Below are 18,298 nucleotides of genomic sequence, written 5' to 3'. Positions count from 1 at the left end.
GATCCCTCCCCACAAGGGGGAGGGAGACGATGAACACGGGCGTTTGAGTTGACGCCTCCCTCCCCTTGATGGGGAGGGATTGAGGGTGGGGTGACGGGAGCCACGGAAGTCCGAAGTGACACCTAAACCGCCTCCAGCAGCCCCTCCACCAGCAGATATTTCCGCCCGGCCAGCGCCTCCACATCATCGGCATGGTGGCTGACCAGGATCGTGTGCCAGCTGTGGCGGATGGTCAGCACCCGCACCAGCTCGCGCACCGCCACCCGCGTCTCGTCATCCAGCGCCGAAAACGGCTCGTCCAGCAGCAGCACCGGCCGCGCCCGCAGCAGCGTCCGGGCCAGAGCCACGCGCTGCTTCTGGCCGCCGCTCAATGTGCTGGCAAGCTGCTCGCCGATCCCCTCCAGCCCCACTTCGGCCAGCGCCTCCCCGATTTGCCTTTGCGCCTCTGCCCGGGGCGTCCCCTGTGGCAGGCCGAGCGCCACATTCCTGGCCGCGCTCAGATGCTCGAACAGGCTTTCCGACTGCAGCAGCAGCGAAACCGGCCGCGCCTCTGGTGGCAGCGGCAGCAGGTCGCGATGGTCGAGCTCGATACTACCACCGCTCGGCGTCAGGAAGCCCGCCAGCAGGTCGAGCAAGGTTGATTTGCCCGAGCCGCTGGCGCCGGACACGGCGGTCACCTCGCCGTCATGGGCCACCATCGAGAAGACATAGGGCGTCGCCTGGCCGGGATGGGCAAAGGTCAGGTTCTCAACGCGCAGCATCGGCGATCCTTTCGAACAGTCTGGGCAGGCCGACAAAGGCCACGATCGTGCCAACGAGCAGGATGGCGGCAATGGCCGCCGCGTCATTGCCGCGATAGGAGCCGAGCGCGCGGAACATCATCAGCGGCAGGGTCTGGAAATCCTGCGTGCCGAACAGCGCGATAACGCCGAGATCGCCGAGCGAGAAGCAGAAGGCCAAAGCCAGCATGACGCCGATATCCCGCCCCAGTAGCGGATATTCGACCAGGGTGAATTGCCGCCAACCGGAAAGTCCGAGCGAACGGATCAGCTTGCCGCGCGATCGGGCAATGGCCTCCAGCGGCGGCCCGAGGGTCGCCATGGCAAAGGGCAAAGCCAGCAGACTATTGGCCAGAATGACCACATAGGGCGCCGCCACGGACGGGGCAAAACCGAGCTGCCGCACCAGCAGGAAAAAGCCGAGCGACAGCACCACGGCCGGCACGGCCAGATAGGCAAAGGCCGGCATGCCGAGCAACGTGCGCAGCAATCCATTGCCGGTCGCACCCCGCCCCAATGCCAGCGCCAAAGCCAGCAGCAGCGTCAACAGAGCCGAGGCCGTGCCGATGACAAGGCTGCTTGCCGTGGCCCACCAGAAGGCCGGTTGCGCCACGACCCGCCCGATCCCGGCGCCCAGCCCGTCGATCAGCACCGAAAGCAGTGGCAGCACGAAGCCGATGGTGCAGAGTGTCAGCACGAGCATTTGCAACAGCCGTGCAAACCCTCGGTCGCGCCAGCGTGGTGCCGCCGAAGCGCCGAAGCTGGTGGGAATGGGCGCCAGAGCCGAAGCGGCCAGGATCACCAGCGAGCAGACCGCGATCTGCGTCGCGGCCAGCCGCACCGCGCCGGCCAGGTCGAAATCCTGCCGCACCGCGGCATAGATAGCCACTTCCAGCGTCTGGTTGGCCGGTCCGCCCCCCAGCATCAGCACGATGGGAAAGCTGGTAAAGGCGAGCAGGAAGATGATCGCCGCCAGTCCCGGCACGGTGCCGCGCAGAGCAGGCCAATCGATAATGGCGAAGCGCTGCCACGGCGTCAGCCCCAGCGATTGCCCGGTCTTGAGGCGCGGCGTGGGAATGGCGTCGAGCCGCGCCAGCATGATGCGTGCGGCAAAGGCCCCGTCGAGCACAACATGGGCGAAGAGAATACCGGAGAGGCCAAAGGCCGGATTGCCGATGGAAAAGCCGAACAGCGCCTCGCTCGCCTGATTGATCCAGCCATTGCGCCCCCAGATCGACAACAGCCCGAAAGCCACCACCATGCCCGGCGTGACGATGGCCGAGGCGAACAGCCCCACCACCAGATCCCGCCCCGGAAAGCGCAGCCGGTTGAGCGCCCAGGCCAAAGCCATGCCCACGGTGATGGACAGCACTGTCGTCAGCCCCGCCTGGATGGAGGTCATGCGCAGCAGGTGGGCAATATCGATACGCGACGCACTGCCCTCGCCGCCGGTCGCAGCGGCCAGGATGGCCCAGAGCACGAGCGCGATGAGCACGGCGATGCCCGTGGCCAGTGTGATGGCCGCCGCAATGCGCAGTGGGCGATGGGGCAGGGTCAGCATGGCCCCACCCACAGGCCGGTGGCCAAACAACCCCCACCCTTGGTCCCTCCCCACAAGGGGGAGGGAGACGCCAGACCAACCATCTTGGCACAGATTGCGTCCTTGCGCCGGGCAAGCTTCCCTCCCCCTTGCGGGGAGGAAGTGAGGATGGGGGTTCTCACGACCGCAATCCTCGCCTACTGCACCGCCGCCAGCATCTCGTCGATCCAGCGCTGGCTGTTGGCCGCGATCTCTTCATCACTCAGCACCAGCGTCTTCTCAGGCTGCGGCAGCGTGGCGAAAGCCGGGTCGATATCGGCACCGAGATCCACCACCGGGAACATCCAGTTGGTGCTCGGAATAACCTTCTGCCCATCCACCGAAGCCAGATAGGCCAGGAATTGCCGCGCCAGTTCCTGATGCTCCGAGGACTTGAGGATGCCGGCCACTTCGGTCTGGGCCAGGTGGCCCTCCTCGAACATGGCGGCATGGATCGTGTCATCGCCCTCGGCGATGATGTGATAGGCCGGCGAGGTCGAATAGCTCAGCGCCATGTCCGCCTCTCCCTCAAGGAACAGGTTGTAGCTCTCGCTCCATTCCCGCGTCACCGTCAGGATATGCGGCTTCAGCCCGGCCCAGATTTCGGGCGCGCGGTCGCCATAGGCAGCAGCGATCCACAGCACCAGACCCAGCCCCGGCGTGGCCGAGCGCGGGTCCTGCACCACGATCTTGAAGTTATCAGGGAGGGCGATCAGCTCTTCGAAGCTAGTCGGCGGCGTGGCGACCGTATCGGTGTCATAGACAAAGGCGAAATGGGCATAGTCGAAGGGCACGAACTGCGCATCGGTCCATGGTTCGGGCAGCTTGAGCCCCGAAAGATCGAGCCCATGATCGGCGAACAGGCCCGTCGCCCGGGCTTCCCCTGATATGGCGGTATCGAGGCCCACGATGATATCGGCTTCGGTCGTGTCGCCTTCGAGCTGCACGCGGCGCAATGTGCCGATGGAACTGTCGGCGGCCACCCATTCGACCACGCAGCCGCAGGTGGCCTCGAAGCCTGCCTTGAGGCCGGGGCCGGGGCCCCATTCGGCGGCAAAGCCGTCATAGGTGTAGATCGTCAGGGTCGGCACGTCTTCGGCGAATGCCGGTGCAGCGAACAGTCCAACAAGGACCGCAAGCGCCAGACGGGTGGATTTGACCATGGGTCATTCCCTTCATTGGTTGCGGCCATGAGTGAAGGGATTGTGTCAATGGAAGGGCGTCGAGATGCCCTTGCCATCTCGAACTTCCTCCGCCAGCATGACCTGGTTCAGGTTCAATGGGTAACTCTCAGCTCCGGTTTCCCGGAACACCCCAGCGAGACGCCCCACACTTAATGAGAGCTTTGTGACAGTGCAAGACACTTCGGCGCCGAAGGCTGATAGGCCCTTGGTCGTATTCGACACCCCCATGGCCATTGTCGGCGGCGGCGCCGTCGATCCGGCCCTGCTGGTGGAACTGGCCGACCGCGGCGTGGCCCTGGTCGGGGCCGATGGCGGCGCCGATGCCATCGGCGATGCCGGCCTCACCCCATCCGCCATTATCGGCGATCTCGATTCGCTGCGCGACCGCGCTTCATGGGAGGGGCGCACGCGTGTGCTCCACATCCCCGAGCAGATCACCACCGATTTCCAGAAAGCGCTCTATTCGACGCAGGCGCCGGTGACGCTGGCCCTGGGCATGACCGGCAAACGGCTTGACCATACGCTCGCCGCCCTCAGCGCCGTGCTGCAATACGCCCCGACGCGAAAACTGCTGCTGGTGGATGAGGTGGATGTGGCGGTGGTCGTAGTCGGCCCCATCGCATTCGCGGCGGGGATACGCGAGCGGGTGTCCATCCACCCGCTGCTGCCGATCAGCTTCACCCGCTCGAGCGGGTTGTTCTATCCCATGGACGGGCTGACGCTGGCGCCGGGCGCCCTGATCGGTACGTCGAACGAAGGCACCGGCGGGCCGGTGGAGGTGGAACCGGCCGATGACACGCCATGGCTGCTGATCCTGGGCAAGGAGCGGTTGTGGGATTTGATCGCCGTGCGTCACCCAGAACTCGAACGTCACCCTCGGGCTTGACCCGAGGGCTCTACACTTGCTGAACCTGCCGTAAGTACAGTGCCCTCGGGTCAAGCCCGAGGGTGACGTTCTGCGTTTATGGCACCTGCATGCCCACCCACCGGCCAGATTCCTCCCCCTATCAGGGGGGAGGCTAGGAGGGGGTACCCCACAAACAAAAAGGCGGGCCAAAAGCCCGCCTTCCGCATTCTTCTCTACGCCCTCAGCTCGCCCGTGCCGCTTCCTTCACGGCGTCCTGCACCTTTTCAAAGGCGCGGACCTCGATCTGGCGGATGCGCTCGCGGCTGACGTCATATTGCTGGGCCAGCTCTTCGAGCGTGGACGGATTGTCCTGCAGGCGGCGGGCCTGGAAGATGGCGCGTTCGCGTTCGTTCAGTACGTCCATGGCGTTGTTCAGCAGCCCCATGCGCTCGGAAAATTCCTCGCTTTCGCCCAGGGTAGTTTCCTGGCTCGGGGTGTCGTCCACCAGCCAGTCCTGCCATTCCGACGAGCCTTCATCGGCCCGCATGGGCGAATTCAGCGATGCATCGCCCGACAGGCGGGCATTCATCGACACGACATCGTCCTCGCTCACCTTGAGCGTGGTGGCGATCTGCTTGATCTGGTCGGGATGCAGCGAGCCGTCGTCCAGCGCCGCGATCTGCCCCTTCACCTTGCGCAGGTTGAAGAACAGGCGCTTCTGGGCGGCGGTAGTGCCGATCTTGACCAGGCTCCAGCTGCGCAGCACATATTCCTGGATGGCGGCGCGGATCCACCACATGGCATAGGTCGCCAGTCGGAACCCCTTTTCGGGCTCGAAGCGCTTCACCGCATGCATCAGGCCCACATTGCCTTCCGAAATGACTTCGGAAATCGGCAGGCCATAGCCGCGATAGCCCATGGCGATCTTGGCTACGAGGCGCAGATGGCTGGTGATCAGCTTCTGCGCCGAGCCGGGATCCTGATGTTCCTTGTAGCGTTTGGCCAGCATGTATTCTTCATCCGGTTCCAGCATGGGGAACTTGCGGATTTCCTGAAGATAACGGCTGAGCCCCCCTTCGGCGGAGAGGACAGGAAGATTGGTCTGGGCCATGGCGCACCCCTTTCTTTTTCCCCCACATGGCGCGGGCGGAGACGAGTCCGCGATGACCATTCGGCCCATCGGCAGACTACGATGGATATATAGGCCGCAATTTGGCGATTGTAAGGGCGGTGAATCCTTACAAATGCGAAATGTTGGCGAAAGGTTCCTTGTTAGCGCGCAAAGGCCTTGTCATATCCTTCGAGCGCATCCTCGAGCGCCTGCAAATCATCGGGCAGTGGTGCCTCGAACAGCATTTCCTCGCCCGTCACGGGATGCTCGAATCCCAGCTCGGCCGCATGCAGAGCCTGCCGTCCCAGCGCCTGCACAGGCTCGGCCACGTCTGGGGGCAGCCGGTTGATCTTGGTGGCGAAGCCCGAGGCATAGACCGCGTCGGCCACCAGCGGATGGCCGATATGGGCCATATGCACGCGGATCTGGTGGGTGCGGCCGGTTTCGAGGTGGCACTGCACCCTTGTCATGTCCCAGCCTTCGTCGCCGAAGCGGGCTTCCACGAAATAGTGGGTGATCGCCTCGCGTCCGTCCTTGCGCACTGCCTGTTTCAGCCGGTTGTTCTGGTCGCGACCCAGCGGCGCATCCACCGTGCCCTTGCCGGTCTCGGTCATGCCCCAGACAAAGGCGATATAGGCGCGATGCAGCGGCCCGGTGCGGCCATGATCGGCAAATTGCTCGGAGAGATGGCGATGCGCCGTCTCGGTCTTGGCGGCCACCATAACGCCCGACGTGTCGCGGTCCAGCCGGTGCACGATGCCCGGCCGCTTGACCCCGCCGATACCCACCAGGCTCTCCCCGCAATGGAAAAGCAGCGCATTGACCAGCGTGCCATCGGGCGAACCGGGGGCAGGGTGGACCACCATGCCCACGGGCTTGTTGACCACGATGAGCTGGTCATCCTCATAGAGAATGTCGAGCGGGATATCCTGCGGCAGCGGCTCGGCATCTTCCGGGGGTGGGGCAAGAAGGGTGATTGTCTCGCCCGCCGTTAGCCGGTATTTGGGCTCGCTGACGGGTTTGCCGTCGATGCTGGCGGCGCCGCCCAGGATCAGGTCCTTGATGCGGTTGCGGCTCAGCACGGTGTGAACTTTGGCCAGGGTGGCATCGAGCCGTCCGCCGGCCATGTCGGCATCGACGACGACCACGACCTGGACTTCGCCTTCCTCGCCCTCGAACTCTGCAGCGGTATTTTCGACCATGAGCGATCCTGATCAGACTGGACAGAAGGCCGATGCGCCCCTGACGCCCGAAGCCCTTGCCATATTGGGGAAGGCACGCCGCTCGTTCGCAATCTCGATAGGCATCCTGTTGCTGGGCTTTATGGCGATTGGCTTCGCCCTTGTCTATCGCGCCATGCGCGACACCCCGCCGCCCACGGTGGCCGAGAACGTGGTTCTGCCGGCTGGGGCCGAGGTTGTTTCGGCGCTGGTCAGCGATGGCGCGATCAACGTGACCTATACCGTGAATGGGGTCACCACCCTGGCGCTGTTCGACCAGGCGACGGGCGAGCTGACGCGGGAAGTGGTGCTGGGGGCGAGGTAGGCTACCCCCTCCCTAGCTCTGCTACGGCCCTTTCTGGGCCTAGCGACGCTACCCTCCCCTCAAGGGGGAGGGTGAAAATCGCCTTGTGGCACTGTCTGTTCAAACACGCGGAGTTCACCTTCCCCCTTCGAGGGGAAGGCAAGCATAGCTTAGGTCCGAAGGACCTTAGCGGCGCTCGGAAGGGGGGCTCTTTGCTTGCAGGCCCGCCGCAGCTTCGCTACCGCCCCTGGATTTCCCTCAGCGCCGCCATCCGGTCGGTCACCGACCCGCCCTTGCGTTCGCCTCTGGCCGGCTTCACCGGCAGGGCGTCTTCGCCTTCCCCGTCATCGGCAAAGCGCTGCACACGGTCGAACAGGCTTTCCTCATTGCTGGCAACGACAGGGGTCTCATTGTCCACGGCATAGACCAGCCGGCTGACGCTGGCGGCGATGTCGTTGAGCTTTTCGCGCAGGAAGGCTTCTTCCAGCCGCTCGGTGTCCCAATCGGCGAGAATGGTGGATTCGACGCCACTTACCTGCTTGCGCAAGGCTTCCACCTCGGCTTCGAGGCTCAGCTTGTCGGCCAGCAATTGCTCGGCCCGGCCTTCGGATTGCTCCACCACCTGGTTGGTTTCGGCCAGGAGGGCATTGAGCCGGTTTTCGGCGCTGGCAATGCGCGCCTCGGCGGCCACGAGGTTCTCCGCGTCGGCCGCCTTCCTGTCGTCCTGGCCGGCCAGCGCCTCGCGCATCTGGGCGATGGCAGCCGTGGCCTCGGCGCTGCGGCGGTCCGAGCTTTCGAGCCGCGTGATCAGGCTTTTCGCCTGCTCTTCGAGGAAGCTGGCGCGCTTGCGTTCGATGGCGAGCGCGGTGGTCAGCCGGTCCACATCCTCGTCATAATCCCCGCTCAGGGGCGTACCGTCGGCATCGGTGCCGCGCGGCAGGCCGCCCCGCACCGTGTCGCGCAGCTTGCCGAGTTCGTCGCTGCGCGTTTCCAGTTCGCGGTCGCGCATGCGCAGGCGCTGCGCCAGGTCGGTGCCGTCGCGCTCCAACTCGGCGACGCGGGCGCGCAATTCCTCCTCGCGCTGCTCCAGTTCCTTGACGATGAGCAGGTGCTGGTCGCGTTCGGCCTTGAGCAGGCCGAGATCGCTGCGCTTCTGGTTGACGTCGCCCAGTTGCTCGGCCAGCCGCTTGCGCAGCGTTTCGACATTCATCTCCAGCCGGCGGGTGGAGAGGGCGAATTCGGCGCGCAACTGATCCTTGTCGGCGCGGAATTCGGCCATGGTGATCGGCGTGGCGGCCTCGATGCGCCGCTTGGTCAGGCGCACGGCGCGTTTCCACACGGCGGGCAGGATGATCAGCGACACCAGGCCGGCCACCAGCAGGCCCAGCGCGAAATACATGATGTTCTCGATGACCATCGGCCAAACTCCAGACCGCATCGGCACGCAATACGGGCAATCTCTTATCCGGCAGAGGCAGCGCCGCCGCTACATTTGCCGGACATTAACCCTAACGGGTTTGACGCCATCAGTCACCGGCAGCACAGGCGTTGATCGCAAGTGTGATCGGGAGAACCGCGACCCGATGAGACCTCATGGTGAGCTTGTCGAACCACGAGGTCGAGCGAGTGGCGCCTGTCGTGCCACGCGTCAGTGGTTCGACAAGCTCACCATGAGGGCTGCTTCCAGCGCTAAGCCGTTATCAGAACGGGTTCCAGGTCGGCTCGTTGGTGAATTTGAGGTAGCCGATATTGACGCCCAGGCGCGCGCCCACGCCGGAGCGGATGGGGACCATGACGATATTGGAGCGCTTGATGACGGTCATGCCGAAGCCGCCGACGATATAGGCCGAGCCATCCACGCCGACAAAGCGGCCCAGCACGTCCTGGATCTGGTTGAGATTGTAGACCAGCATCATGACCTTGGAGCCGTCGCCGCCCACGTCGAACCCCACCGAGGGGCCCTGCCAGTAGACGTTGTATTCGCCGGCATTGCGGGTATAGAGCACGCCCTCGCCATAGCGGGCGCCGGCAAACAGGGCGCCACCGGCATCCTCGCCCAGAATATAGCCATTGGGCAGCCCGAACTGGCTCACCGCCTGCTCGACCAGCGAGGCCAGCCCCTGGCTTGCCGAACCGAAAAAGGCCTTGCCGCTGTCGATGAGGTCGGCGCCTTCATAGGTATCGCTGAGCGAACCCTGGGCGAAGGCTGATGGCACCGGCACTGCCAGGGCAGAAACGAGGGCGATGAGGAGGGCGAGGCGCTTGAACATCAAAATCTCCCGGGCGAGGCAGAGGCCGGCGGTTACGGAGTCGTTAAGGCTTGAACCGTAGTTTTGCACGACAGACTGGGTCGCCGGCACGCCGATCATTTGGGTCGATGATGAAGCAAACCTCTAAACAAATCTTAACCATGCTTGCCTTTGTTTTGCCGTTATCCGGCATGGCCTGGCTGGCCGTCGCGCCGGTACAGGCGCAGTCGGTGGTGACGCTGTATGTCACCGATCCGCTGACTGGCATCGGCATCTATGGCATGGACCCGGTCAGCTATTTCACCGAGCCCGATCCGCAGCAGGGCAGGGGGGATTTCGAATATATCTGGCAGAACGTGCCCTGGCATTTCGCCAGTGCCGCCAATCGCGATATCTTCAAGGGCTCGCCCGAGATTTATGCCCCGCAATTCGGCGGGCACGGCGCCATGGGCGTGGCCCGCGGCTATGTGTCGGACAGCAATCCGGCCATCTACACCGTCTTCAAGCAGCGGCTCTATCTCTTCTATTCCGCCGCCAACCGCGAAGCCTTCCTGCTGGCCCCGGACGCCGCCGCCATCGCCGCCGAAGCCAACTGGGTGGAATTGTCCAAGGACCTGTCGATCCGGTAGGGCTGTGCCCCCCCTTTCCCTCTCCCCTTGAGGGAGAGGGTGGAAATCCGCGTTCAGCGGATTTCCGGGTGAGGGGTCCTGCGCTCGCCCATGCTTCATTGCTGGCGGAACCAACCCCTCATCCGCCCTTCGGGCACCTTCTCCCTCAAGGGGAGAAGGAAGAAAGAACCGAGGAGACGCCTCGCCTCAAGCCGACTTCGCCTCGACCACCGGCCGCGACTCCTGCACCGGCTGCCTTGTCATGCCGTTGACCCGGTTCCACAGGTTGATGCCGGCAATGCCCAGCACCAGTGCCGCAAGTTCGGCCTCGTCATAGTGCCGAGCCGCCTCCTCCCAGATTTCGTCGGTCACCACTTCGGGGTGATCGGCAATCCTGGTGCCGGCTTCGGCCAAAGCCAGGGCGGCGCGTTCGGCCGGGGTGAAGAACGGCGTTTCGCGCCAGGCACCGACGGCAAATATCCGCTCGTCGGTTTCCCCATGCTGCCGCAGCGCTGCACTATGCATCTGCACGCAGATGCTGCAGCCATTGATCTGGCTGGCGCGCAGGTTGACCAGTTCCAGCAATTGGGCGCTCGGTCCCGCTGCCGCCGTGGTCCGGCCAAGCGTCTGCAGGGCCTGCAGCGCTTCGGGAATTACAAAAACGGGGTGTTTCATTCGGGCTTGCATTTTATTGTCCTTCGTCGGTTATCGACGGCTCGTGCCCGGCCGTTGTCACATCGGCCCGGTTGCATCCGTCAGTGGTGTGACGGAACGCGACGAAGGAATGTGACCGATGGACGAAGAAAGTTTCCTGGCCGGGCGGTTCGAGGCCAGCCGGCCGCATTTGCAGCGTGTCGCCTATAGAATGCTCGGCTCGCGCGCCGAGGCCGACGATGCAGTGCAGGAAGCCTGGCTGAAGCTCAGCCGCAGCGGTGCCGATGGCATCGACAATCTCGGCGGCTGGCTGACCACTGTCGTGGCCCGGGTCAGCCTCGACATGCTGCGCTCGCGCAAGTCGCGGCGCGAGGACCCGCTGGAGCCCGGTGTCCCCGAGCCCTCCATCGACGCCGCGGGAGCCGACCCCGAACAGGACCTGCTATTGGGCGACGCCGTCGGGGTGGCCCTGCTCGTCGTGCTGCAGATGCTCGACCCGGCCGAACGGGTCGCCTTCGTCCTGCATGACATGTTCGACCTGCCTTTCGACGAAATCGCCCCCATTGTCGGGCGCTCGTCGGCTGCGGCGCGGCAACTGGCCAGCCGGGCCCGGCGCCGCGTGCAGGGGCCGCCAAAGCTCGATGTCGATCTGGCCAGCCAGCGCCGCGTGGTCGATGCCTATCTCGCCGCCTCGCGCAGCGGCGACATGCAGGCGCTGCTGGCGGTGCTCGATCCCGACGTCGTGCTGCGGGCCGATCCCGGCGCGGCCAGGGGAAAGCCGCTGGAGGTGCGGGGTGCCGGGGTGGTTTCGGGTCGGGCCCTGGCCGGTGCGAGGGGCCATGTGGCGCAGCTTGTCGTGGTCAATGGCGCCATCGGCATCGTGGCTGCACCGCAGGGCCGCCCGACCGTGCTCATTTTCAGGGTCGCGGGCGACAGGATCGTGGAAATCGATGTCGTCGCCGATGCGGGGCGCCTTGCCGGGCTCGATCTGACCGTTCTCGATTGAGGCGTAAATCATCTGTCCATTTTTACCGATCACCCTCTAATGTCGGCAAAACTGATTCTTACGGAGACCCGGGATGGACATCATTGAGCTCAAGGCAACGGACCTGGCGGCCATGCTGTGCTCCAGGGTCTGCCATGACCTGATCAATCCGATCGGCGCGATCGGCAACGGGCTCGAAGTGCTTGCTGATCCCAACCAGACCGAGATGGCCGAAGGCGCGCGCGACCTCATCGCCAGCGCTGCCCGCCAGAGCCGTGCCAAGCTCGAATTCGCGCGCCTGGCCTATGGCGCCTCCTCGACCTCGGGCACCGATATCGACACGCGCGAATGCGAGCGCGTGGCGCGCATCCTGTTCGAGATCGAAAAGGCCGACCTGGAATGGAATGTGCCGCTGATCCTGCTGCCCAAGCACAAGGCCAAGCTGTTCATGAACCTGCTGCTGATCGCGGCCATGTCGGTGCCGCGTGGCGGGGTGGTGACGGCCTCCATCACCGGCGACGCCGGTAATGAAAAGTTCGAGTTCACCTCGAAAAGCGATCCCGAAAAGCGGCAGAAGACGCTGGTGCCATCAGGCTCGGCCGGCCTGCTCGCCGGCACGCCGGAAGAGGGCTTTGTCGATGCGCGGGGCATCCAGCCCTTCTACACGGGCCTGCTGGCCCGCATGACCGATATGGAGGTCGATATCGGGCTCGAGAACGACATGTTCTTCCTCACCGCCACGCCCAAACCGGCAGCCGCCTGAGTCACGCGTGTTCCACGTCAATGTTAGCAGTACGCTAACGAATTCCTAGGAAGTGTGACCGCATAATCGGGGCGAGCGTTTGCCCCTGCGGAGCCTTCTGGCGATGAAATCCTGCCTGATCGTCGATGATTCGAGCGTGGTGCGCAAAGTCGCGCGCCGCATTCTCGAAGACATGGACTATATCGTCGAGGAAGCCGAAGACGGGCAGGATGCCTTCGATAAATGCCGCCAGGAAATGCCGGACGCGATCCTGCTCGACTGGAACATGCCGATCATGAGCGGGCTGGAATTCCTAAAGCTGCTAAGGGCTTACGTCGGTGGCGAGAAGCCGCATGTGGTCTATTGCACGGTCGAAAACGACATCGGCGCCATCGCGCTGGCGCTCAAGGCCGGGGCCAATGACTACATGATGAAGCCCTTCGACCGCGCCATTCTCGAAGCCAAGTTCGATCCCGGCGCACCACTGGCGGCGTAGCCAGCCTGCAGGTGATTTGCCGCAAGAATGCCTGCGGTTTTCTTGCTTTTTGCCGTCAGATGGACTGCTCGGCTCTTCCAAGCAGATAGGCCTTTTCCCGTTCATTGCGGGTCAGCTCGGCCGCGCGGCGGAATTCGAGCATGGCTTCGGTGTGCCGGCCCAGCTTGCTGAGCATGTCGCCGCGCACGCCATAGAGCAGGTGGTAATTCTTCAGCGCCGGATTGTCCTTGATGGCGTCGATCAGCACCAGGGCTGCCGCCGGCCCATCGGCCATCGACACCGCCACGGCCCGGTTGAGCTCGACCACCGGCGACGGCGATACCTCGGCCAGTGCAGCGTAAAGCGCTGAAATCCTTGACCAATCCGTATCGGCGCCTTTGCGGGCGCGGGCATGGCAGGCGGCGATGGCGGCCTGCAGGGCATAGGGCGCATCCGCCCCGCCCAGGGCGATGGCGCGGTCGAGCGCCGCCAGTCCGCGGCGGATCAGCAACTGGTCCCAGCGCGAGCGATCCTGGTCGAGCAGCAGTACCGGCTCGCCCTGCTTGTTGGTGCGGGCATTGGTGCGCGAGGCCTGGATTTCCATCAGCGCCACAAGGGCATGGACCTCGGAATCGTCAGGCGACAGCCGCGCCAGGATACGGCCGAGCCGCATGGCTTCCTCGCAGAGCTGTGGGCGGATCAGGTCGTCCCCGGCGGTGGCCGAATAGCCTTCGTTGAAGATGAGGTAGAGCACGCCCAGCACCGAGCTCAGCCGCTCCTGGCGTTCCTCGCCACGCGGCACTTCAAAGGGAATGCCGGCATCGGCAATAGCCTTCTTGGCCCGCACGATACGCTGGCCGATGGTCGGCTCGGCGGCGAGGAAAGCGCGGGCGATTTCCTCGGTGGTGAGGCCGCCCAGCAGGCGCAAGGTCAGCGCCACGCGGGATTCGGCCGGCAATATGGGGTGGCAGGACGTGAAGATCAGCCGGAGCAGGTCGTCGCCGACATCGTCATCCATCGCCTCGACGATTTCGGCCTCGTGGTCGGGCGCCTCGTCCTCGATGGTGCGGCCGACCTCTTCCAGCTTGGTGGCGGCCATCTTGCGGTGGCGGAAATAGTCGATGGCGCGGCGCTTGGCAGTCTGCATCAGCCAGGCGCCCGGATTGCGGGGCACGCCGGATTCCGGCCAGGTCTTGAGCGCGATGATCAGCGCGTCCTGCGCCAGTTCCTCCGCCAGCGAGATGTCGCGGACCATGCGCGTCAGCCCCGCTATCAGGCGGGGCTGCTCGATTTTCCAGACAGTGCTTATCGCACGGTGGGTTTCGGATTCGCTGGTCATGGCGGGGGATGAAACCAGCATCCTCCGTCCCCCGCAACCGCTTCGTGCAGCTATTCGCCCATGAAGCCGACCGGCGTCTCGCCCTGCAGGAAGGGCTCGATAAAGCCATAGAGCAGGTCGGTCTGGCCGATGACGGCGGTGTGCGACGTCGCGGGCAGCACAGCGAAGCGCGAGGCGGGCAGGGGCACGCCCATGTCGCCCATCACACCGCCACCCAGCAGGCGGAACAGCGCCAGATTGTGCTCCAGTGTCGACACGTCGGCATCGCCGGCAATGATCAGTATCGGCGTCTTGAGCGCCTTGACCTCGTCTTCCCATGCCATCGGCTCTTTTTCGAGCGCGATGAGCTTGTCCACCAGGGCCGGGAAGCCGTCGGGATTGGCGGCCAGCTTCTTCCATTCGTCTTCCATCGGGGTGCCGACGAACATTTCCGGCACCATTTGCGGGATGAAGTCCTGGAAGGCCTGCTGCCAGCCCGTGGCATCATAGGCGACCGAGGCCGCGACAAGCTGGTCGACCTTTTCGGGATGGTCGATGGCCAGCCGCAGGCCCGTGGCGGCGCCCATGGAATAGCCGAACACGTCGGCCTTTTCGAGGCCCACTTCATCCATGAAGGCGGCGACATCGCCGGCCAGGTTCGGATAGGTGATGGGGCGATCGATATCGGTGGTGCGGCCATGGCCCTGGAATTCAATTGCATAGACCGTGTGCGTCTCGGCGAGCCTCGTAACGATCTCGCCCATGGACGGGATGTTCATATAGGCGCCGTGCAGCACGACCAGCGGATCGCCTTCGCCGCTGACTTCGTAATACATCTGCATGCCGTTGATTTCGACAGTGGTGCCGACAGGCTCGGATTGGGCGAATGCGGTGGTGGTCATAAGCAGGGCTCCAGCAATGATTGCGGTGCGGAACATGGGTCGTCTCCTCGGTGGGACGCAGCATCCAACTGCGCTTCTGACCTGACGACGAGTGATGTGGGTCGGCTTCGACAAATCGGATGAAGGATTTTTCGTGCGTTCGCGCTTGTGGCTTCCCCCACCCTCATTCCCTCCCCACAAGGGGGAGGGAGGCGCATGACATCATTCCGGGTTTTCGCTCGATAGGTCCGTGGCCACGGAACGGGCTTCCCTCCCCTTGATGGGGAGGGAATGAGGGTGGGGTGACGGCTGGCGGGTGGGTGGGATGACCAAAAACAAAAAACCCCGCGACGATGTCGCGGGGTCTTGTGACGGTGGAGCCTGACGGATCAGGCGACGTTTTCGTTGTAGACTTCGCTCTCGTCGGGCTCGCGCAGCACATAGCCGCGACCCCAGACGGTCTCGATGTAATTCTTGCCACCGGTGGCCACGCTGAGCTTCTTGCGGAGCTTGCAGATGAACACGTCGATGATCTTGAGCTCGGGTTCGTCCATGCCGCCATAAAGGTGGTTGAGGAACATTTCCTTGGTGAGCGTGGTTCCCTTGCGGAGGGAGAGCAGCTCGAGCATCTGGTATTCCTTGCCGGTGAGGTGCACCCGCTGGGTCTGCACTTCGACCGTCTTGGTATCCAGGTTGACCGTCAGGTCGCCCGTCGAGATGACCGACTGGGCATGGCCCTTGGAGCGCCGGACGATGGCGTGGATGCGGGCCACGAGTTCGTCCTTGTGGAACGGCTTGGTCATGTAGTCGTCGGCGCCGAAGCCGAGGCCACGAACCTTATCCTCGATGCCGGCAAGACCGGATAGAATGAGAATCGGTGTCTGAACCTTGGCGACGCGCAGGGTGCGGAGCACCTCATAGCCGCTCATGTCGGGCAGGTTCAGGTCGAGAAGGATGATGTCGTAATCGTAGAGTTTGCCGAGATCGACGCCTTCTTCACCGAGATCGGTGGTGTAGACGTTGAAACTTTCGGACTTGAGCATCAGTTCGATGCTCTGCGCTGTCGCGCTGTCGTCCTCAATAAGGAGTACCCGCATTATATTCCCCTTGCCATTCGTTCCTGCTGGAACCCGTGTGGCTGAGCGACCAAGACGCTGCCTCACTCCAACCCTACTGGATATGACTGAACCCTAAGCCCAAATAGTTAACAAAGTTTAATTCGGTTCGGCAATACGCAAACGGCGTTAGGATGAATTTAGTCTAAGTCTTTGAAATTTAAAGGTTAATCTTATCAATTTTTCTTAAGAAAATGGTTTAAGAAGCCGTTTCAACCGACTCTTTCGACTCAAGCAATCGCGGCTATGTAAGGGGTTTGGCGGGAAGTCAACGCAATGCTGCGGACAGACCGGGCCAACCCCTCAAATAGCGCCTTTTGCTTAACGATCGGTTACTGTGTGATTCGTGGTCCGACGCGATTCGACAGACGTGGAAACCATAATTGTGGTCCCGCCAACGGGGATAAGCTGGCGATGAAAGCGCTGATATCGGCTATCGAGGCGATCGACGACATCGAGGTGTTCGGCCGCGTCAAGTCGGTGCAGGGCCTGTTGGTCGAGATCGTCGGGCCAGTGCGGGAATTGCGCGTCGGCGGCCGGGTCCAGATCGAGACGGTCAACGAAGACCTGCTGGCCGCCGAAATCATCGGCTTTAGGGATGGCCATGCCCTGTGCCTGCCGTTCGGGCAACTGTCCGGCGTGCGGCTGGGCTGCAAGGCGGTGTTCCAGCGTCATGACGGCGCGGCCTTTCCCTCCGAAGGCTGGCTGGGCCGCGTCATCAATGCCAATGGCGAGCCGATCGACGGCAAGGGACCATTGCCGCGCGGCGCCACGCCCTATCCATTGCGACAGAATCCGCTCCTGGCGCATGACCGGGTGCGGGTCGGCGATCCGCTCGACCTGGGCGTGCGCTGTCTCAATACCTTCACCACGGTCTGCGAGGGGCAGCGGCTGGGCATCTTTGCCGGCTCGGGCGTCGGCAAGTCGGTGCTCATGAGTATGCTGGCGCGCAATACCAATGTGGATGTCGCCGTCATCGGGCTCATCGGCGAGCGCGGCCGCGAGGTGCATGAATTCATCCAGGAATATCTGGGCGAGGAAGGCCTCAAGCACGCCGTGGTCGTGGTGGCCACATCGGACGAGGCGGCGCTGATGCGGCGGCAGGCGGCCTATATGAGCCTGGCTTTATCGGAATATTTCCGCGACCAGGGCAAGCGCGTGCTGTGCATGATGGACAGTCTGACCCGCTTTGCCATGGCGCAGCGCGAGATTGGGCTGGCCATTGGCGAACCGCCAACCGCCAAGGGGTATCCGCCCACCGTCTTCACCGAGCTGCCGCGCCTGCTGGAACGCGCGGGGCCGGGAACGCCGACGACAGGTTCTATTACCGGTCTATTTACCGTTTTGGTGGAAGGTGATGATCACAATGAGCCCATTGCGGATGCCGTACGCGGCATTCTTGATGGGCACATCGTAATGGAGCGCGGAATTGCCGAGCGGGGGCGTTACCCGGCGGTCAACGTGCTCCGGTCCATTTCGCGCACCATGCCAGGGTGTGTTCCGGTCGATTTCCGGCCGGTCCTGGTCAAGGCGCGAGAGCTCATGTCCATCTATTCGGACATGGAGGAACTGATCCGGCTTGGGGCTTACCGGAAAGGGTCAGATCCGAAAGTGGACCGCGCGATCGCCATCTATCCTGCGCTCGAGGCTTTTCTCGGGCAGGAGCGGGAAGAAACGACCGGTATCGCCGAGGGCTATCAGATGCTCGAAGCGATCGTGGCCGAGGCGGGTGCGGCAGACTGATGGGGCCGCGTATTGGTCCCGGAACTGACTTGATGTGTAAGGAGTACAGGTCTTGAAATCGCGCAGCGAGAGCCTCATTCGGCTCAAAAAGTTCCAGGTGGACGAGAAGCGCCGTCAGGTTGCGCAGATCGAGATGATGGTTGCCGATTTCGAGCGCATGGCGTCCGAACTCGACCAGCAGATCGAAATCGAGCACACCAAGACCGGCATTTCCGATGTGGCGCATTTCGCCTATTCGACCTTTGCCAAGGCCGCGCTGACAAGGCGCGACAACCTGCTCAATTCCGCCAATGACATGAAGAGCAAGCTCGAAGTGGCCCAGGATGGCCTGGCCGAGGCGCTCGAAGACCTCAAGAAGGTCGAATTGCTGGATCAGCGCGAGCATCAGCGCGAGGCGCAGGAACAGCTCAAGGTCGAGCAGGCCGAATATGACGAGATCGGCCGACTGCGCTTTTCGCGGCAATAGGATTCCCGACGGCAACATGCCGGTCGCTCATGGCGACC

The 18,298-nt window shown here is 63.5% G+C and carries 19 protein-coding genes and 1 riboswitch; of the genes, 8 read left to right on the top strand and 11 right to left on the bottom strand.

What is annotated here, in order from left to right; translation table 11 throughout:
- Nucleotides 1-122: 122 nt before the first annotated feature.
- The 3 genes from FPZ08_RS11565 to thiB form a co-directional block, all read right to left on the bottom strand.
- Nucleotides 123-761, bottom strand: a complete 639-nt coding sequence (locus FPZ08_RS11565; RefSeq protein ID WP_186766956.1) for an ATP-binding cassette domain-containing protein — start codon at nucleotides 759-761, stop codon at nucleotides 123-125.
- A complete protein-coding gene (locus tag FPZ08_RS11560) occupies nucleotides 748-2,340 on the bottom strand; it encodes an ABC transporter permease family protein (RefSeq protein WP_146290161.1) in 1,593 nt (530 codons plus the stop codon). Before FPZ08_RS11560 ends, FPZ08_RS11565 begins: the two co-directional genes overlap by 14 nt.
- A 176-nt stretch (nucleotides 2,341-2,516) precedes the next feature.
- Nucleotides 2,517-3,521: a thiamine ABC transporter substrate binding subunit gene (gene thiB, locus FPZ08_RS11555; RefSeq protein WP_146290160.1), complete on the bottom strand. Its 1,005-nt coding sequence runs from the start codon at nucleotides 3,519-3,521 to the stop codon at nucleotides 2,517-2,519.
- Between the two features lie 65 nt (nucleotides 3,522-3,586).
- Nucleotides 3,587-3,685: riboswitch (TPP riboswitch) on the bottom strand.
- 62 nt (nucleotides 3,686-3,747) lie between these two features.
- Between thiB and FPZ08_RS11550 the strand changes: the two genes are divergently transcribed.
- Nucleotides 3,748-4,428: a thiamine diphosphokinase gene (locus FPZ08_RS11550; protein WP_146290159.1), complete on the top strand. Its 681-nt coding sequence runs from the start codon at nucleotides 3,748-3,750 to the stop codon at nucleotides 4,426-4,428.
- Nucleotides 4,429-4,630: 202 nt separating this feature from the next.
- Here the strand turns inward: FPZ08_RS11550 and rpoH are convergent, their stop codons facing one another.
- Nucleotides 4,631-5,500, bottom strand: coding sequence for an RNA polymerase sigma factor RpoH (gene rpoH / locus FPZ08_RS11545; RefSeq protein ID WP_146290158.1), 870 nt, complete (start codon nucleotides 5,498-5,500; stop codon nucleotides 4,631-4,633).
- A 161-nt stretch (nucleotides 5,501-5,661) separates the two neighbouring features.
- Complete coding sequence (locus tag FPZ08_RS11540) at nucleotides 5,662-6,702, bottom strand: RluA family pseudouridine synthase (RefSeq protein ID WP_146290157.1); 1,041 nt, start codon at nucleotides 6,700-6,702, stop codon at nucleotides 5,662-5,664.
- On the opposite strand from FPZ08_RS11540, the gene FPZ08_RS11535 reads away from it, so the two are divergent.
- On the top strand, nucleotides 6,701-7,045 hold the full coding sequence (locus tag FPZ08_RS11535; RefSeq protein WP_146290156.1) for a DUF6476 family protein: 345 nt from the start codon (nucleotides 6,701-6,703) through the stop codon (nucleotides 7,043-7,045). The genes FPZ08_RS11540 and FPZ08_RS11535 overlap by 2 nt on opposite strands.
- A 217-nt stretch (nucleotides 7,046-7,262) precedes the next feature.
- On the opposite strand, the gene FPZ08_RS11530 is transcribed toward FPZ08_RS11535, so the two are convergent.
- Both FPZ08_RS11530 and FPZ08_RS11525 read right to left on the bottom strand, forming a co-directional pair.
- Nucleotides 7,263-8,441: a coiled-coil domain-containing protein gene (locus FPZ08_RS11530; protein ID WP_146290155.1), complete on the bottom strand. Its 1,179-nt coding sequence runs from the start codon at nucleotides 8,439-8,441 to the stop codon at nucleotides 7,263-7,265.
- A gap of 283 nt (nucleotides 8,442-8,724) precedes the next feature.
- The gene (locus tag FPZ08_RS11525) at nucleotides 8,725-9,294 is read right to left on the bottom strand and encodes a DUF1134 domain-containing protein (RefSeq protein WP_146290154.1); all 570 of its coding nucleotides are present in this window, start codon (nucleotides 9,292-9,294) and stop codon (nucleotides 8,725-8,727) included.
- A gap of 140 nt (nucleotides 9,295-9,434) precedes the next feature.
- Between FPZ08_RS11525 and FPZ08_RS11520 the strand changes: the two genes are divergently transcribed.
- On the top strand, nucleotides 9,435-9,902 hold the full coding sequence (locus FPZ08_RS11520) for a YHS domain-containing (seleno)protein (protein ID WP_146290153.1): 468 nt from the start codon (nucleotides 9,435-9,437) through the stop codon (nucleotides 9,900-9,902).
- Between the two features lie 186 nt (nucleotides 9,903-10,088).
- Here the strand turns inward: FPZ08_RS11520 and FPZ08_RS11515 are convergent, their stop codons facing one another.
- Nucleotides 10,089-10,568 (bottom strand): carboxymuconolactone decarboxylase family protein, encoded by a 480-nt coding sequence (locus tag FPZ08_RS11515; protein WP_146290152.1) that lies wholly within the window; start codon nucleotides 10,566-10,568, stop codon nucleotides 10,089-10,091.
- A 106-nt stretch (nucleotides 10,569-10,674) separates the two neighbouring features.
- Between FPZ08_RS11515 and FPZ08_RS11510 the strand changes: the two genes are divergently transcribed.
- The 3 genes from FPZ08_RS11510 to FPZ08_RS11500 all read left to right on the top strand — a co-directional run bounded on the left by FPZ08_RS11510 (nucleotide 10,675) and on the right by FPZ08_RS11500 (nucleotide 12,758).
- Nucleotides 10,675-11,541: a sigma-70 family RNA polymerase sigma factor gene (locus FPZ08_RS11510; protein ID WP_146290151.1), complete on the top strand. Its 867-nt coding sequence runs from the start codon at nucleotides 10,675-10,677 to the stop codon at nucleotides 11,539-11,541.
- A gap of 73 nt (nucleotides 11,542-11,614) precedes the next feature.
- Nucleotides 11,615-12,283: a histidine phosphotransferase ChpT gene (gene chpT, locus FPZ08_RS11505; protein WP_146290150.1), complete on the top strand. Its 669-nt coding sequence runs from the start codon at nucleotides 11,615-11,617 to the stop codon at nucleotides 12,281-12,283.
- Nucleotides 12,284-12,386: 103 nt separating this feature from the next.
- Entirely contained in the window at nucleotides 12,387-12,758 is a 372-nt protein-coding gene (locus tag FPZ08_RS11500; protein ID WP_146290149.1) for a response regulator, read from the top strand.
- A 55-nt stretch (nucleotides 12,759-12,813) separates the two neighbouring features.
- On the opposite strand, the gene FPZ08_RS11495 is transcribed toward FPZ08_RS11500, so the two are convergent.
- From FPZ08_RS11495 to ctrA, 3 genes are all read right to left on the bottom strand, one after another.
- A complete protein-coding gene (locus FPZ08_RS11495; protein ID WP_246132634.1) occupies nucleotides 12,814-14,097 on the bottom strand; it encodes an RNA polymerase sigma factor in 1,284 nt (427 codons plus the stop codon).
- 29 nt (nucleotides 14,098-14,126) lie between these two features.
- Complete coding sequence (locus FPZ08_RS11490) at nucleotides 14,127-14,993, bottom strand: alpha/beta fold hydrolase (protein WP_146290148.1); 867 nt, start codon at nucleotides 14,991-14,993, stop codon at nucleotides 14,127-14,129.
- Nucleotides 14,994-15,325: 332 nt separating this feature from the next.
- Nucleotides 15,326-16,033, bottom strand: coding sequence for a response regulator transcription factor CtrA (ctrA, locus tag FPZ08_RS11485; RefSeq protein ID WP_146290147.1), 708 nt, complete (start codon nucleotides 16,031-16,033; stop codon nucleotides 15,326-15,328).
- 432 nt (nucleotides 16,034-16,465) lie between these two features.
- Between ctrA and fliI the strand changes: the two genes are divergently transcribed.
- Both fliI and fliJ read left to right on the top strand, forming a co-directional pair.
- Entirely contained in the window at nucleotides 16,466-17,794 is a 1,329-nt protein-coding gene (gene fliI, locus FPZ08_RS11480; protein ID WP_146290146.1) for a flagellar protein export ATPase FliI, read from the top strand.
- 52 nt (nucleotides 17,795-17,846) lie between these two features.
- Entirely contained in the window at nucleotides 17,847-18,260 is a 414-nt protein-coding gene (gene fliJ / locus FPZ08_RS11475; RefSeq protein WP_146290145.1) for a flagellar export protein FliJ, read from the top strand.
- The last annotated feature ends 38 nt before the right edge of the window (nucleotides 18,261-18,298 follow it).

The organism is Devosia ginsengisoli, from assembly GCF_007859655.1.
Lineage (GTDB): Bacteria > Pseudomonadota > Alphaproteobacteria > Rhizobiales > Devosiaceae > Devosia > Devosia ginsengisoli.
This window is presented reverse-complemented; position numbering and strand designations above follow the sequence as displayed.

Coding starts and splice junctions, on each gene's coding strand:
- FPZ08_RS11565 (WP_186766956.1), bottom strand. CDS start 761: ATGCTGCGCGTTGAGAACCTGACCTTTGCCCATCCCGGCCAGGCGACG.
- FPZ08_RS11560 (WP_146290161.1), bottom strand. CDS start 2,340: ATGCTGACCCTGCCCCATCGCCCACTGCGCATTGCGGCGGCCATCACA.
- thiB (WP_146290160.1), bottom strand. CDS start 3,521: ATGGTCAAATCCACCCGTCTGGCGCTTGCGGTCCTTGTTGGACTGTTC.
- rpoH (WP_146290158.1), bottom strand. CDS start 5,500: ATGGCCCAGACCAATCTTCCTGTCCTCTCCGCCGAAGGGGGGCTCAGC.
- FPZ08_RS11535 (WP_146290156.1), top strand. CDS start 6,701: ATGAGCGATCCTGATCAGACTGGACAGAAGGCCGATGCGCCCCTGACG.
- FPZ08_RS11540 (WP_146290157.1), bottom strand. CDS start 6,702: ATGGTCGAAAATACCGCTGCAGAGTTCGAGGGCGAGGAAGGCGAAGTC.
- FPZ08_RS11530 (WP_146290155.1), bottom strand. CDS start 8,441: ATGGTCATCGAGAACATCATGTATTTCGCGCTGGGCCTGCTGGTGGCC.
- FPZ08_RS11525 (WP_146290154.1), bottom strand. CDS start 9,294: ATGTTCAAGCGCCTCGCCCTCCTCATCGCCCTCGTTTCTGCCCTGGCA.
- FPZ08_RS11520 (WP_146290153.1), top strand. CDS start 9,435: ATGCTTGCCTTTGTTTTGCCGTTATCCGGCATGGCCTGGCTGGCCGTC.
- FPZ08_RS11515 (WP_146290152.1), bottom strand. CDS start 10,568: ATGCAAGCCCGAATGAAACACCCCGTTTTTGTAATTCCCGAAGCGCTG.
- FPZ08_RS11510 (WP_146290151.1), top strand. CDS start 10,675: ATGGACGAAGAAAGTTTCCTGGCCGGGCGGTTCGAGGCCAGCCGGCCG.
- chpT (WP_146290150.1), top strand. CDS start 11,615: ATGGACATCATTGAGCTCAAGGCAACGGACCTGGCGGCCATGCTGTGC.
- FPZ08_RS11500 (WP_146290149.1), top strand. CDS start 12,387: ATGAAATCCTGCCTGATCGTCGATGATTCGAGCGTGGTGCGCAAAGTC.
- FPZ08_RS11495 (WP_246132634.1), bottom strand. CDS start 14,097: ATGCTGGTTTCATCCCCCGCCATGACCAGCGAATCCGAAACCCACCGT.
- FPZ08_RS11490 (WP_146290148.1), bottom strand. CDS start 14,993: ATGTTCCGCACCGCAATCATTGCTGGAGCCCTGCTTATGACCACCACC.
- ctrA (WP_146290147.1), bottom strand. CDS start 16,033: ATGCGGGTACTCCTTATTGAGGACGACAGCGCGACAGCGCAGAGCATC.
- fliI (WP_146290146.1), top strand. CDS start 16,466: ATGAAAGCGCTGATATCGGCTATCGAGGCGATCGACGACATCGAGGTG.